Source organism: Pedobacter sp. GW821-FHT01D05, assembly GCF_059422505.1.
This window is the reverse complement of sequence record NZ_JBWKXA010000001.1, coordinates 823,850-839,351: the sequence shown is the minus strand read 5'-3', so window position 1 is coordinate 839,351 and position 15,502 is coordinate 823,850. Positions and strand designations below refer to the sequence as shown.

Sequence of the window (15,502 nt, the reverse complement as noted above, 5' to 3'; positions counted from 1 at the left end):
AAAATGCATAAACATCTTTCAATTGCTTTTATACTGATTATTCTTTCTTTAAACGTTTTTGCGCAAAAAGTAGAAATCATTCAGCAGACTAGTATTTTTGAGAAGGCTCCGTTTGAGGCCTGCCATGCCTCAACGCTGGTTGATTTGGGTAAAGGAAAAATAATGGCAGCATGGTTTGGCGGTAAACACGAAGGAAGTAAAGACGTAGTAATCTGGTCGTCAATAAAAACCGGAACGCAATGGAGTTTACCAATCGAAATCGCGAATGGGATAATAAATGATACGAACAGATTTGCCTGCTGGAATCCTGTTTTATTTAAAGCCAAAAACGGCACATTATTTCTGCATTATAAGGTTGGTGCAAATCCCAGGACATGGTGGGCAGAATATAAAACATCTGTCAATGATGGAAAAACATGGTCGAAAGCACAGAAATTGCCTAAAAATTTCTTAGGTCCAATTAAAAACAAACCTCTTCAATTACCTAATGGAACAATCCTTTATCCATCAAGTACGGAAAGTTTGGATGAAAAAACATGGGCAATCCACATTGAGAAATCAGATGGCAAAGGGAAAAACTGGAAAAAGATTGAAATTAACTGCGATACCTTTGGTGTAATCCAACCTTCTATTCTCACCTATCCAAAAGGGAGGTTACAGTTATTATGCAGAAGCAGACAGAATGTGATTGTAGAAAGCTGGTCGAAAGATAATGGTGAAACCTGGTCAAAACTTAAGGCTACTCAATTGCCTAATCCAAATTCGGGTAGCGATGCCGTAACCTTAAAAGATGGGCGGCAATTACTTGTTTACAACCCGCTAACAGCCGGCAAAAACTGGTGGGAAGGCAGATCAGTATTAAAACTGGCTATATCAATCGATGGTGAAAACTGGCAGGATATTTACACATTAGAAAACCATGCTAAAGGCGAATATAGCTATCCGGCCATTATTCAGGATAGAAGCGGCAACATACATTTGAGCTATACCGCCGGGCGGAAGAAAATTACTTACACGGAAATCAGGGTTAGTCCATAGTCCATAGTCCATAGTCCATAGTCCATAGTCCATAGTCCATAGTCCATAAGGTGGAATGAAGGTCAGAAATAAGGTTTAATCTGGAATATTATTTATTTGGTTAATGGTTAATCCCTAATAGTTAGTAACAATTTTCTCTACTCCGCCTTGGCTATCAACCATGCGCTATTAAGCCATCAGCAGGTAACTTGTTACCTTACTAATAAACCAATGGCCAATGAACAAATGAACTATAAACCATCATCCATTTTACATATTGTGCCCTATATTTTCCATCCTGAGCATCTTTTCTGTATCTTCGGTAAATTCAGTTTAGCATATGGCAAAGAAAAAATCGGCAAATATAAAATTGGTTCTGAATCAATTGGTTAGTGATGTTTTTGAAAAAAACAATAATCAGCTGCTTAATTACAAGCAGGTTTCGGCCAAATTAAATTTGAACGATCAAGAATCCAGAGAAACCATTCTCGAGATCTTAAAAGAAGGAAAAAGTGCAGGGATTTTCTTAGAACCAGAAAAAGGTAAGTTTAAACTTAAAGAACTTCAAAACTTTATTATCGGTACGGTTGATATGACTGCCGATGGATCTGCATATATCGTTCCCGAAGATGAATTTGAAAAGGATATTTTTGTAGCCCCACGAAAACTCAAAAATGCATTGCACGGTGATACCGTAAAGGCTTATGTTTTCGCGAAGAAAAGCGGCCGTAAAAATGATGGCGAAGTTGTCGAAATTATTAAAAGGGCAAAATCAGATTTCACAGGTGTAATCAAAATATCAGATCGTTTTGCATTCGTTATTGCGGATGATAAAAAAATGATGCACGATATTTTTGTGCCGCTGGCCGATACCCACGAAGCCAAAAATGGTCAACGCGTATTGGTAACGCTATCAGACTGGCCTGAAAGTGCTAAAAATCCGATCGGGATTGTTAAACATGTACTGGGTAACCAGGGCGAAAACAATACCGAAATGAATGCTATTTTAGCGCAGTATGGTTTTCCATTAGAATTTCCACCTCAGGTAGAGCGCGAAGCCAACGCCATTCCTGAAGAAATTCCTGCAGCTGAAATTGCCAAAAGAAAAGATTTTAGGAACGTATTAACTTTTACCATAGATCCGGCAGATGCGAAAGATTTCGATGATGCCATCTCCTACCAAAAACTTCCTAATGGAAACCATGAAATTGGCGTGCACATTGCCGATGTTTCACATTATGTAATTCAGGGGACCGAACTGGATAAAGAAGCCTACAGCCGTGCAACCTCTGTTTATCTGGTAGACCGTGTAATTCCGATGTTGCCAGAGCGTTTGAGTAATGGTGTATGTTCATTACGTCCACATGAAGATAAATTGTGTTTTGCAGCAGTTTTCGAACTGGACGAGCAGGCCAATATTCAATCAGAGTGGTATGGTAGAACAGTAATCCATTCTGACAGAAGGTTTAGTTATGAAGAGGCTCAGGAAGTAATCGAAAATAAAGCAGGCGATTACGCTCAAGAAATATTGAAACTGAATGAATTGGCTTACATCCTTCGCGATCGTAAATTTAAAAACGGTGCCATCAGTTTCGAAAGTACCGAAGTTAAATTCAAACTGGATGAAGCTGGTAAACCAATTGGTGTTTATGTAAAAGAGCGTAAAGATGCCCATAAACTGATTGAGGATTACATGCTTTTGGCCAACCGTAAAGTTGCCGAGTTTATCGCCAAGAAAACTAAAGGAAAAGACAAACTGACCTTTGTTTATCGCGTGCACGATTCACCAAATATGGAAACCCTGAATACTTTCGCAACCTTTGCTTCACGTTTCGGTTATAAAATCAATACCAAATCGGATAAAGAAATTGCCAAATCGTTAAATAACCTAATGAATGATGTTGAAGGGAAGAAAGAACAGAATATTCTAACTTCGCTGGCCATCAGATCAATGGCAAAAGCAATATATTCTACTAAAAAAACCAGCCATTATGGTTTGGCTTTCGAATATTACACCCATTTTACTTCCCCTATCCGCCGTTATCCGGATGTAATGGCGCACAGGCTTTTACAGACTTACTTAGACGGCGGTAAATCGGCAGATATGGAGTTTTACGAAGTGGCCTGCGTTCATTCTTCAGCTATGGAGAAAAGAGCTGCTGATGCCGAACGTGCCTCTATTAAATACAAACAGGCCGAATACTTAGAAAATAATATCGGTACGGAGTACAAGGGTATTATTTCGGGTGTTACCGAATGGGGCATGTATGTAGAGATTGAAGAAAACAAATGTGAGGGTATGATCCGTTTAAGAGACATATCAGACGATTTTTATGTACTCGATGAAAAAAATTACTGCATAGTAGGCCAACGCAAAAAGAAAAAATACCAATTGGGTGATGAAGTGATGATCAGGGTGAAAAAAGTAGATCTTTCTAAACGTCAAATCGATTTTACCCTAATTCCAGATTAAAAATTTAAAATTGTGCCTTAAACACAGTGTTTACGCAATAATTACAATGCATACTACAGAAGAATTACAACAAATTTTAGATACTGCAATACAAAATTTAAAGTTTCCGGATCATCCTAAACAGCTTTACGATCCGATAACTTATATCATTAATCTAGGTGGTAAACGGGTAAGGCCACTACTGGTTTTAATGGCGACAGAGTTGTTTGGTGAAGATGCCAATAAATCGATCGATGCCGCTATGGCCATTGAGATCTTTCATAATTTTACGCTGGTTCATGATGATATTATGGACAATGCGCCACTCCGCCGCGGGAAAGCCACTGTACACGAAAAATGGAGCACCAATATTGCCATTTTAAGTGGTGATGTGATGATGGTGGAAGCAAATAAAAACCTGGCAAAAGTAAATCCAGCTTTTCTTGCTCCTGTGTTGAATACCTTTAATGCAACCGCTCAAGGGGTTTGCGAAGGTCAGCAGCTGGATATGGAGTTTGAAGACCGTGATGATGTAAGTATTGAAGAATACATCAACATGATCAGGTTAAAAACGGCAGTGCTTTTAGGTGGTGCCTTAAAACTTGGGGCCATTATCGCTGGCGCCTCAGAAAAAGATGCTGATTTAATTTATCAGTTTGGCGAAAATATCGGCATTGCTTTTCAGCTACAGGATGATATTTTAGATGTATACGCTGATCCTGAAAAATTTGGGAAACAGGTTGGCGGTGATATTATTGCAAATAAAAAAACCTTCCTGCTGCTAAAAGCTTTCGAACTTGCCGATGGAGAAACCAGGGCATCATTAGATACCTGGACCGCATATAAAGAATTTAATGTGCAGGAAAAAGTAAATACTGTGCGCCAGGTATACGATACATTGGATATCCAGGATATTGCTAAAAAAAGCATGAACAATTACCTCAACAAAGCTTTAGCTGTATTTGCGCAGATTAATGTGAGTGAGGAGAGAAAATCAAATATTTTAATGCTCACCGAGCAATTGATGGCCAGGGAGTATTAAGGTATTCGTCATTTCGACTGAAGCATAGCGGAATGGAGAAATCTATAAAATTGATTTTTATTAAAATAGATTTAGCTTCGCTGAGCCTTCGGATTCTCGGATTCGTTGCACTTCGCTCGAAATGACGCACTTATATATCCTAGCTTATGCCTTTACCAACTTGTACTTGATCCAAAAATCAGAAGATTTAGCTGCCGATTCGCCGCCTTCTGATGGCCGTTGACCGCCTCCCCCCATTCTTCCTCCACCACCCATACCGCCACGGCCGCCACCGCCCATACCCCCGCCTCCCATTCCACCTCTACCACCCAATCTGCCTTTACCACCACCTGCACCTTCAGGCCTAGCTTCTCTTTTAAAGCCAGATTTATTCGGCTCATTAATTTTAATATTGTAAACCAACGGCTTTTTAAGGTCTAATCCTACCTGTAACTGGGTTAATGGAATACTTAATTCGTAAATAAGGTCTCTGTTGGGATGAATGCTCATTCCCGTTTCAATACCGTACTGGTTTATTGCTGGCAGTTCACCATCAGCTATATTTTTAAAACCAGAAACACGGATACTTTTGTTCATCGTTACAGGATCTTGTGCGGCTCCATCTGGCGATAAAGCAGCATGACCATGGTGTTCCTCTCCTTCTTTAGCCATTGGTGGTCTTTCCATCAAAGGAAAGGTTAACTTAATACCATCTTTCTTTTTACCCTCAGTGTTGATATTCAAGGTAATGCTACCTCTTAGCACGCTAAAAGTGGTTTGCGGATCTAACGATTCGATAATGATGTACAGGTTTTTGTCATCGTTGGCCAGGGCGAAAGCCAGTTTGGTGGCGTCGTTGTATTGGTTAAGCGGTTCGTTCCACTCGTTCGATATACCATCGGCCTTAAAGGGTTTCACCATGCGGATATTCTCTTCTACATCTTGTGCTTTAACCGAAAAGCCGACTAACATAATAGAAAAAACAGGTAAGCTGAGTATTTTAAAATTCATCGCAAATAATTAAATAATGATATACGAATGTATCGCGATGAATTGTTAAATTTTGTTATTTAACAGGCTTTAACAATTGGTTGGAGTTGGGGGATTTGGTTAGGAGCTGATTAATCGGTCCCCACAATATGTCACCCTGAGCGGAGTCGAAGGGCAATTAACCGGTTTTGAGTTGAGCGCCAATTAACCGAATTGACCAATGAACGAATGACCAATGAACCAGTGTGAACCACATAAAAACAAAAAAGTCCCGATTTGCATCGGGACTTTCCTTTATAACTTTGATACTAATTATTCTGCAGGTGCAGCTTCTTCAGTAGTTTCGTCTTTTTTAGCTGCTTTTTTTGCAGGTGCTTTTTTAGCAACCGGAGCTGCTTCAACAACCTCTTCAGTTACAACTTCTTTTTTCGCAACCGCTTTTTTAGCAACTGGTGCTTTAGCTACTGCTGCTTCAATTTCAGCTTCAGTGATAGGAAGAATAGAAACATAAGATTTGTTATCTTGTTTCTTTCTGAAAATTACAGTACCATCAACTAAAGCAAATAAAGTGTGGTCTCTACCAATACCAACACCTTTATCAGGGTGGTGTTTTGTTCCACGTTGACGTACTAAAATGTTTCCAGCGATAGCTAATTGCCCACCGAAAATTTTAATACCTAAACGCTTACTATGCGATTCACGTCCGTTTTTCGAACTACCGGCTCCTTTTTTGTGTGCCATGATTTTATATTTTGTAACTCGCTAAAAAGCGAATTATTGGGTTAACAATTAATTATAGAGTGATGTCAGAGATCTGAATCTTAGTGAAAAACTGGCGGTGACCATTTTTCTTTTTGTAACCTTTTCTACGTTTTTTGTGGAAAATAATTACTTTATCACCTTTTAAATGAGATACGATCTTAGCTGAAACTTTAGCACCTTTAACTGCAGGAGCACCTACAGTAATTGCACCACCGTTGTCAACCAACAATACATTATCAAATTCAATACTAGCGCCTTCATCTCCTTGTAATCTGTGTACAAAAAGGTGCTGGTCTTTAGCAACTTTAAATTGCTGCCCTGCTATATTTACTATTGCGTACATTGTTTAAATATTAGTTTTTTAATTTTTATTTAACGAGGTGCAAATATAGAACAAATTCAATTAACACACAAATACATAACGAAAATATTTTTCACTAAAATCATACAGGATCAGGATTCGGAGAAATTAAGGATTTCAAGATCGATTTGCCAAGTATTTTAATTGCATTTTCCGAAAATCAGGCTCAATAATTCTTAGGTTAAACCTACCCTACTGCCCAACGTCGTTAAGTTAAGTCATACGGCACAAGCAAAAATATTTAACCACAGATAAAAAGGATGCACACAGATATGAAAATCCGTGTTTATCTGTGATTAACAGCGCTGAACTTAATAACATTTGGGGTAACGCTGCAACCGGGGCTATTGGACCAAAACAGTATTTCATTTTCGGGGTTGCCGGGTGCAGAAACCCTTGTTCCTAAACCCGATTGCAGTGGTTCCGATTCTTTACCGATAACTCGGTACTAAATTAGCATCAGAAAGAACGGAAAGCGGGACTGAAGCCTGCCAAGAACCACCACCTCTTCATTTTCAAATAAGAATTAAACATCTACGAGCATACTATTAGGTTTCGGTCGGTGAGACACTAACCGATAGATTTAAACCCGACAGCAGCGACAGCCTCCGATTCTTCCATCGGAGCTACAGCGAATGGCGGGGCTAAAAACCTCCAAGAACCACAAGCCGCTCATTTCCGAATCGTAAAAAACTTTCTGTGTATTTGTCTTAAAAACTAAATACGTTATCATCCCATTATCCATCATCCATTTCACATCTCTCACCTTCTCTTCGTTAAAAAATGTTAAAGCACTTTTCTTATTACGAATATTTCGTAGATTTACGAAAATTAAATAGATAACTTTAAAAATAAAACTCATGAAACTAACCCTAACCATCTGTTTAGCAACCGCCTTAACCATTTCGGCAAAAGCCCAAAGCCCTGATAAGGCTTTAGCAAGAGTAAGGTATACTTTTACACATATCCAGGATACTACGCAGCGTGATAAACCGAAAACCGAAAACATGTTACTTGTAACCGGAAAAAATGCTTCTGTTTACACCAGTTACGATAAGCTGAACCAATCACTCAATACCCAAAAACAGATACAGGAGCAGATGAAAAACCAAACAGGCAACTCCAATATCAAAATCGAGGTGAAAAGTGAAATGAAAGTTCCATTAACACAGGAAGATTATTTCTTTTTTGCCAATGAACATAAAATGATTACCAAGGAGCGCCTGTTTAACAATTATCTTATCGAAGAAACTGCTGCGCAAATTGACTGGAAGATTTTAAAGGACACCATGAGCTTTTCGGGAATAGCCTGCCAGAAAGCTACCACGAACTTTAAAGGTAGAAACTGGATTGCATGGTTTGCTACAGAAATACCTTTTCAAAGTGGTCCGTGGAAATTAAACGGGTTGCCAGGCTTGATTATAGAGGCTTATGATGAGAAAAAAGAAGTGAAATTTACATTCGCTGGCCTTGAAAACGTAAAAGACGATGCCAACCAAACAAACTCAGGCGAGGATGGCAAAATTGTAATGCCAAATGGCACAGGTGTAGTTAAAATGGTGGGAATAGATGTAAGCACCTCTTACCTTGGATCGGAGATTAAATTACCTGCAGATGCCATCAAAACCACCAGAAAAGAATTAGATAAACTTAAAGCAGCAAGAGATAAAGATCCTCAAGGTTTTATGCAGGCTCAAATGGCCGCAAGTGGTATGCAAGGTTCTTTTAAGGCTAATCCTGCTTCCCGCCCGGCTGGAGGCACAACGATAAGCAAACCTGAGATCAACAATCCAATCGAAATTCCAGAGAAAAAATGAGAAAATGTGCTATAATGCTGATGTTTTTGCTCACTACTTTTTCGGCTTTAGCACAAAAACCGATCAAGGGTTTGGTTAAGGACAGCAATGGAAAAGCGATCGAGTCTGTTAATGTCAGTTTAAAAGATCCTGAGGGGAACATGATCAATTTCACCAGGACTAACCGCAATGGCGAGTTTAGTATTCCAATAAAAAACGATCAGATTACCGGCTATAAAATAGAAGCTTCGAGCATTGGTTATAAAAAACTGAGCACGGTTGTGGCAGATGTAAACAAAAGTTACGATCTCGTTTTACAAAACAGTGAAACAGCGTTAGAAACCGTGACGGTAAAAAACCGGCCTTCGTTAACAGCAAATGGCGATACTTTAAATTACAGGCCATCTGATTTCGCCGATAAGCAGGACCGGAGCATTGGCGACGTACTCAAAAAAATGCCGGGGATCGAAGTTGCAGAGAATGGAAAGATCAGCTATAACGGAAAAGCCATTTCTAACCTCTATGTAGATGGCGACAATCTTTTGGACGACAAGTATAACATCGGCACTAAAAGTATCCCACAGAGCGCTGTAGACAAAGTACAGGTGATCCAGAATGATCAACCGATTAAAATGATGCGCAAAAACAACATGAGCGATGATGTTGCACTCAACCTCGTGATTAAAGACGATGCTAAACTGAAGGTAATGGGCGATGCCACCATTGGCGCTGGGATGCCGGCTCGCTTTGACGAAAACCTAACGGCCATGTTATTTAATAAAAAGCTGAAGTTTATCAACAATATCAAAGGCAATAATATCGGTAACGATCCGGGGATCGACCTTACCTCGCATAATTTATCGGATTATTTAAAACGCCTCGATAATGATAAACCAAGTGGATTGCTATCAACAGGGGCTGCTGGTGTACCTTCTTTACCGCAAAGCAGGTATCTTTTTAATAAAGCTGGATTGATCAATCTAAACAACTTATATAAGTTTAACCAGGACCTGCAATTGAGGGCAAACCTTTCGTACTTATATGATCAGCGCGACCAGCAATACAGCAAATTTTCGGAAACTTACCTTTCAGGCCAAAACATCAGTTATTCAGAATCGCAGAACAATGCCATCAATCCGCAAAAACTCCGTACGCAGTTTAACCTGAATGGAAATGCAGATAAATATTACCTGAACAATAATTTTGTATTGGATTATGTACCTTATAAAACCTCTTCAGGCTTTGTAATCAATAATGTTGCGGCAAATCAGGTACTTCGGCAGGAAACACTTGATATTTCCAACGAATTTAATTACCGAAAAAAATTGAAGTCGGAAGATGTAATCAACCTCTACTCCTATTTAAACCGCACAACACAGCCCGAAACGCTAAACATTACACCGGGACTTAATGCCGATATCTTAAACAACGGAAACAGTTACCTGGGTTTAAACCAGTACATTAGAATACCAACCTGGTACACCAATAATTATGTATCATTCGCTTTTGTAAAAAACAATTTCGTACAAACTTACAAGGCAGGTTTTAACGTACAGCAGCAACAACTACTTTCAGAGCTTTACCGTACACAAAATAACCAGCAAACAGAACTGGTTTCGGGTAATGCGGTAAATGACCTGGACTGGCTTAAAACTAAGCTCTATACAGATGCGACCTATGAATTTACAAACGACAAATTGAAAGCAGGATTGAGTTTACCCTTGAGTTACAACCAGATCAATTACAGTGATGAGGTAAATCAACTAGACAAAAGCTTGCATAAATTATTCCTAAACCCTTCATTTAATTTAAAATATCAAACCAGTCCGGAGAATTATGTAACGGCAAATTATGCCTTCCGAAATGATTTGGGAGGAATTGACGATGTTTACCGCGGTACAGTTTTAAAAAATTACCGCTCGCTTTTCGCCAATAATGCCCCTATTTCAGAATCGAAAACCCATAATATCGGAGCTGGATTTAATTTTAGAAAAGCGATGCAGATGTTGTTTATTAATTTAACCGCTAACTTTAGCGATGCCGAACTAAACACCATTTCTTCATACAGTTTAAGCAATAATATTCAGCAAAGGGTTGTACTGCCGCTAAGCAACCATATCCGTACGCTTTCGTTTAGTGCAAACGCAAGTAAATATCTTTTCGATCTGAGAAGTACAGTGAGTGGAGGCGTAACTTTTTCGCAGAGTAAATACGATCAATTGCAGAACAACGAACTGTTTGCCTTTAACGCCCAAACCGTCTCTTATAAAGCAGGCATAGAAGCAAAACTTACCAATTTCATCAATTGGTCTTACCTTGCCAATTTCTCGGTAACCGATAATAAAGCTCAAGCTGCTAATGCGATAAAAACAAATTTCCAACAGCTTAGACAGCAATCTACCCTGGCCATTACCACCGTTAGAAATGTGTATTTAAATTTATCGGCCGAGCATTTATTTACGCATCAATCTACCCAGCCTAGTCTGAAATATCTTTTTGCAGATATGAACATCAGATACAAACTCTTAAAAATGAAAACAGATTTAGAATTTGGCGTAACGAATCTTGCCAATATCAAAAGGTTTGATGCGATTTATCTTTCAGCAAATTCACTGACCACTGGAACGTATTATATACCGGGAAGAGTGGCTATGCTGAAAGCTACTTTTAATTTTTAATAAATAGATTCGTCATTGCGAGGAGGAACGACAAAGCAATCTTTCATGCTAGTGATTCTTGCCATAAAGATTGCTTCGTCGGCTGAAAAAGCCTTCTCGCAATGACGACTTTTTTTAGAATTTAATTATTTCAAAACGATTATAGCTTCGTACTAATCTGAATCGCCTGATTATTTCTATCAACTTTGAGATCAGAAATCTTATTCGCATTTAATTTATCAAGCTCCTCTTTCGAGATTTTATTACCATTTAAAAAATAGGTTGTGGTTTCATTAACCATAGTCCCATTGCCTGTTACATCTTGGTTTCCATCTTTAGCAGCTGGGGTTTTGCCCGTTGATTTTAAAAAATAAAACATCGCAACACCATTTTTCCCGGGCATTGGCAAATGCTCAAAGCCAGCTTCTTTATCAGCTAATACATTGATTACAATATTTCTATGGTCTGCATTTGTGGTATCGGTAAAGCTGAAATGTTGTTCAAAAGTTTTGCCTTTAAAATTTCCATTCGTTTTAAAGCTCATGATCTTTACTTGCTTACCTAAACCTTTTAAGGTCTCTTCTATCGATTTACGCGAAGAATCTGCACCGTCTACAATGCTTTTAAAAATAAAAGTCATTTTGGTAGCAGTATCAGGTCTTTTCAGTGTATCAATAAAAATTTTATTTTTGAATTTAGGCTTTAAAACTGTTTTTGGCTGTACAGCTACTTCAGCAACCTTTTCTGGTAAAACATCATTTACCATTTTGGTTAGGGGCGCTAAACTTTCCTTTACCTCCTTTTTATCGATGGTGAACGCTAAAGTAACGCAAAGCAATACAGGTAATACGAATAAATAGCGGGTTAAATTTACTTTTGATGAACGTTTCGCGTTCATCATTTTAATGCGTTTTTTAAGATCGGATAGATTAAAATTATTCACAATAGCTACGGATGGTTGTAACGCTCCAACACCTAACAAACTGTATTGATAAGCTTTTTTATCGATTCCTTTTTTTAAAATTTTGGCATCGGTAATAAATTCAATGTTTTCTCTGACGGCCTTTTTCATCAACCAAACACCTGGATTAAACCAATAGAAAACCACACAGATTTCGGCCAGAATAATATCTAAAGTATGCCATTCTTCTACATGTACATGCTCATGCTCGAGGATATTGCTTAAATCTTGTTTCTTATGCAAACGCGGATTGATATAAATGGTCTGCCAAAAACTAAATGGACTTACTTCATCATTTAAAATCCGTACTTTATAATCGTTTAACTGGTCTGGTGAAGACTTTTTATGCATTCTGTAAAGTGAAATAAACTGCACCAGTAACCTTATGGCCATTAATACCACACCAATATAAAAAAGCCCGGTTAAACCTTGCCAAAATATCGAAGTGGCATCCCGTTGTACCAATTGACTTACCTGCTGATTGAGTTGCGGAACAAAGGCAGGTACGGCTTTTTGAGCAGAAAAAAACTCCGTAAGGTTTATAAATGGATAGGCAGAAGAAAAGATGATCCCAAACAGCAAAAATATCCGGTTGATGGAGTAGAAAGTTAGCCTCCGCAACACCACGTAATAGGTTGCTGAAAATAAGATCAGCACCAGGTTAATTTTCAATAAAATGATAAAGAAATGTGGCATGGCATTTACTTTTCAGGGTTCTCAATTAAATTTATAATCTCTTTAAGTTCCTCCGCACTGATTTTTTTATCCTTTGCAAAAAAAGCAACCAGTTCTTTATAAGAGCTTTGGAAATAATTATTTACAAAACCACTCATAAAACGCTTTTTATACTCTACCTCCTTAACCTTTGCACTATAGCGGTTAGCATTGGCAAAACGTTCGCTCATCAGATAACCCTTACGCTCTAAATTCTTAATGGTAGATGCCAATGTAGTATATGGTGGTTTCGGATCGGGAAGTACATCCATAAAATCTTTGATAAAGCCCTTTCCTATCTGCCAAACAGCCAGCATGGCCTCCTCTTCCTGTAATGTTAATTTTTCCATTATTACGAATATATCGTAAATATACGAAAACATCCTAAAAGAAAAGAACTAATGAGTTGCGGTTCATTAGTTCCTTTGTTAATGGTTCATGATTGATAGCCTTGCTGTTAGCCGGTTAATTATCTTAGTCTGTTTAAGGATCTAATTGTCGAGTTTTAAACTCAGAACTATTCATCCAGCCCTTCGACTCCGCTCAGGGTGACATATTGAGTGGACAGCTTAATCGACTCCAAACCTCAACATCAGACTAATTTAAATGCAATTTGGCTTCGGACCCCGGACTCCTAACCTCAGACTAACTCCAACTACTTCCCGCTTCTTTTTTCGGCTTGTAATAAAGTTTCCTGAATGATTTTTCTCATTTGAACAGCTGCATCCAATAATTTTGGATTGCCATCAAAGTCGCCATAAATGGTTACATGTTTTGATTTTTTTTTATAATTGAAAGTTATATCATAACGCGGCACCAACCTGGATTTATCACTTTTTTTACCAATAGTATCTGGAAAATTCCAAAGGCCGATTTCATTTGCCTTTCTATGCATATATAACACATCATTGCTCTTTAAAAAGAACTTTTTGGTCACCACAGAGTCCTTATTATTTACATACTGATAAACACCAGTCTTTGAATCATATGTGTTTTCCAAAGTATCTTTTAAGCCATAACTATACTGCATTGACACAAAATCATCCTTGCGGAAAGGTGCATTCTGTATAATCGGTTTATAATAGATGTAGCAATAAATGATCATCGGAACAATAATGGTAATGGCTAAGAATATTTTTTTTCCTCTACTTGACACTTGATATTGAGTTATTGAATGAATATTTAATTATTGAATGAGAGAATTGTTGAATGATTGAGTGAGACTATTGGACTCAAGACTATTGACTACAGACTCAGGACTCCTTAAGCTCCCCTTCCCACTTACTTACCACTGCTGTTGCGATGCTATTTCCAACAACATTAGTTGCAGAACGGCCCATATCCAATAATGGATCGATACCGATTAACAGCGCTAATCCTGCTTCCGGAATATTAAAGCTCGCGATAGTACCGGCAATTACCACTAATGATGCCCTTGGCACACCAGCAATCCCCTTACTCGTTAACATGAGGATTAAAAGCATAGAAATTTGCTGTTCAAAACCTAAATGAATACCATACGCCTGTGCTATAAATAAAGAAGCAAAGGTCATGTACATCATCGAACCATCCAAATTAAATGAATAACCCAAAGGCAGTACGAAACTTACGATTTTATCTTTGCAGCCAAAACGCTCTAAAAGCATCATTGTTTTTGGATAAGCCGCTTCACTACTTGCCGTACTAAAAGCCAGGAGCGCAGGCTCCTTCATATCGTTTACCAAGCGGAAAATACGTTTTTTCAATACCAAAAATCCTAAGAAAATTAACAACGCCCAGAGTATGACTAATCCCAGATAAAATTCGCCTATAAATATGGCATAGGTATTTAATACGTTAAGTCCTTGTTTGGCCACAATGGCGGTCATGGCTCCAAAAACCGCCAGAGGCGCGAAATTCATCACATAACCGGTCATCTTTAAAATTACGTGAGCAATGGCATCAAATGCTTTAATCACAATCTGGCCTAAATCGCCAATGGCAGCTGTTGCTACACCAAAGAATAAAGAGAATACAACAATCTGCAAAATTTCGTTGGTTGACATCGATTCGGCAATACTTTTTGGAAAAACGTGCGCAATAAAATCTTTCACACTCATCGATGCTTTCTGGATACCGGTATTTACCAATTGATCTGGCAATGATAATTTCATATGTCTTCCGGGTTCGAATAAGTTTACTAAAATCATACCCAACACCAGCGACATTAACGACATGGCCAAAAACCAGCCCAGTGTTTTACCGCCAATTCTGCCCACTGCTTTAATGTCGCCTACTTTGGCTACACCGACCACTAAGGTTGTAAATACCAATGGCGCAACAATCATTTTAATCAGGCGAAGAAAGATATCGCTCAATAACGTAAAATATTCTAATTTTTTTTCTCTGATATCTTCGTTTTCTTTCTTGATTTTAGCGTTTGCTTTTCTTTCGGCCTTAAGTTGTGTATAGCCAATACTTGTGGTATCGGTAGTTTTGGCAATGCTTACCTCTATACTTTTAACTTTCGCATCGGCGGTGAGTATTTTCTGGTTATAGACATCGATTGAATTGACATTTAAAATATAGCCCAATGCAATACCCGCAATCAGCGCTAAGAAAATGAAAAGCGTGAGTTTGTTTTTTTTCATGAATAATAAAAAGTTTGTGGTACTCTTAATTTGGTAAAACTACGATATTTACGGCGTGTAACAAATTTTGATATCAGGTGAGATTAAAAAATATAACAACGTGGTTAAGTTAAACCATTCGACAGCGCAGAAATAATTTAA

12 protein-coding genes are annotated in these 15,502 nt (G+C 38.3%); 5 read left to right on the top strand and 7 right to left on the bottom strand.

All coding sequences use genetic code 11. The annotated features are described in order from the left end of the window. The first annotated feature begins 3 nt into the window (after positions 1-3). From AC07VK_RS03415 to AC07VK_RS03405, 3 genes are all read left to right on the top strand, one after another. A complete protein-coding gene (locus AC07VK_RS03415; RefSeq protein WP_492958323.1) occupies positions 4-1,038 on the top strand; it encodes a sialidase family protein in 1,035 nt (344 codons plus the stop codon). A gap of 319 nt (positions 1,039-1,357) precedes the next feature. Further along, positions 1,358-3,490, top strand: a complete 2,133-nt coding sequence (gene rnr, locus AC07VK_RS03410; protein WP_492958319.1) for a ribonuclease R — start codon at positions 1,358-1,360, stop codon at positions 3,488-3,490. A gap of 46 nt (positions 3,491-3,536) precedes the next feature. After that, positions 3,537-4,511 carry a polyprenyl synthetase family protein gene (locus tag AC07VK_RS03405; RefSeq protein ID WP_492958317.1) on the top strand — a complete coding sequence of 325 codons (975 nt, stop codon included), beginning with the start codon at positions 3,537-3,539 and terminating at the stop codon, positions 4,509-4,511. Positions 4,512-4,655: 144 nt separating this feature from the next. Here the strand turns inward: AC07VK_RS03405 and AC07VK_RS03400 are convergent, their stop codons facing one another. The 3 genes from AC07VK_RS03400 to rplU all read right to left on the bottom strand — a co-directional run bounded on the left by AC07VK_RS03400 (position 4,656) and on the right by rplU (position 6,585). Beyond that, positions 4,656-5,501 carry a hypothetical protein gene (locus AC07VK_RS03400; protein ID WP_492958315.1) on the bottom strand — a complete coding sequence of 282 codons (846 nt, stop codon included), beginning with the start codon at positions 5,499-5,501 and terminating at the stop codon, positions 4,656-4,658. A gap of 291 nt (positions 5,502-5,792) precedes the next feature. After that, positions 5,793-6,221, bottom strand: a complete 429-nt coding sequence (gene rpmA, locus AC07VK_RS03395; protein ID WP_492958314.1) for a 50S ribosomal protein L27 — start codon at positions 6,219-6,221, stop codon at positions 5,793-5,795. Positions 6,222-6,273: 52 nt separating this feature from the next. After that, the gene (gene rplU / locus AC07VK_RS03390; RefSeq protein WP_025146774.1) at positions 6,274-6,585 is read right to left on the bottom strand and encodes a 50S ribosomal protein L21; all 312 of its coding nucleotides are present in this window, start codon (positions 6,583-6,585) and stop codon (positions 6,274-6,276) included. Positions 6,586-7,463: 878 nt separating this feature from the next. Here rplU and AC07VK_RS03385 point away from each other — a divergent pair. Both AC07VK_RS03385 and AC07VK_RS03380 read left to right on the top strand, forming a co-directional pair. Continuing rightward, positions 7,464-8,420 carry a GLPGLI family protein gene (locus tag AC07VK_RS03385; protein ID WP_492958312.1) on the top strand — a complete coding sequence of 319 codons (957 nt, stop codon included), beginning with the start codon at positions 7,464-7,466 and terminating at the stop codon, positions 8,418-8,420. Then, entirely contained in the window at positions 8,417-11,077 is a 2,661-nt protein-coding gene (locus tag AC07VK_RS03380; protein ID WP_492958310.1) for a TonB-dependent receptor, read from the top strand. The genes AC07VK_RS03385 and AC07VK_RS03380 overlap by 4 nt, the downstream gene beginning before the upstream one ends. A gap of 139 nt (positions 11,078-11,216) precedes the next feature. On the opposite strand, the gene AC07VK_RS03375 is transcribed toward AC07VK_RS03380, so the two are convergent. The 4 genes from AC07VK_RS03375 to AC07VK_RS03360 all read right to left on the bottom strand — a co-directional run bounded on the left by AC07VK_RS03375 (position 11,217) and on the right by AC07VK_RS03360 (position 15,361). Beyond that, entirely contained in the window at positions 11,217-12,713 is a 1,497-nt protein-coding gene (locus AC07VK_RS03375) for a M56 family metallopeptidase (RefSeq protein WP_492958308.1), read from the bottom strand. 5 nt (positions 12,714-12,718) lie between these two features. Further along, complete coding sequence (locus AC07VK_RS03370) at positions 12,719-13,081, bottom strand: BlaI/MecI/CopY family transcriptional regulator (RefSeq protein WP_108201046.1); 363 nt, start codon at positions 13,079-13,081, stop codon at positions 12,719-12,721. A 305-nt stretch (positions 13,082-13,386) separates the two neighbouring features. Further along, on the bottom strand, positions 13,387-13,887 hold the full coding sequence (locus tag AC07VK_RS03365; protein ID WP_086546640.1) for a hypothetical protein: 501 nt from the start codon (positions 13,885-13,887) through the stop codon (positions 13,387-13,389). Between the two features lie 97 nt (positions 13,888-13,984). Next, positions 13,985-15,361, bottom strand: coding sequence for a dicarboxylate/amino acid:cation symporter (locus tag AC07VK_RS03360; protein ID WP_492953260.1), 1,377 nt, complete (start codon positions 15,359-15,361; stop codon positions 13,985-13,987). Between the last annotated feature and the right edge of the window lie 141 nt (positions 15,362-15,502).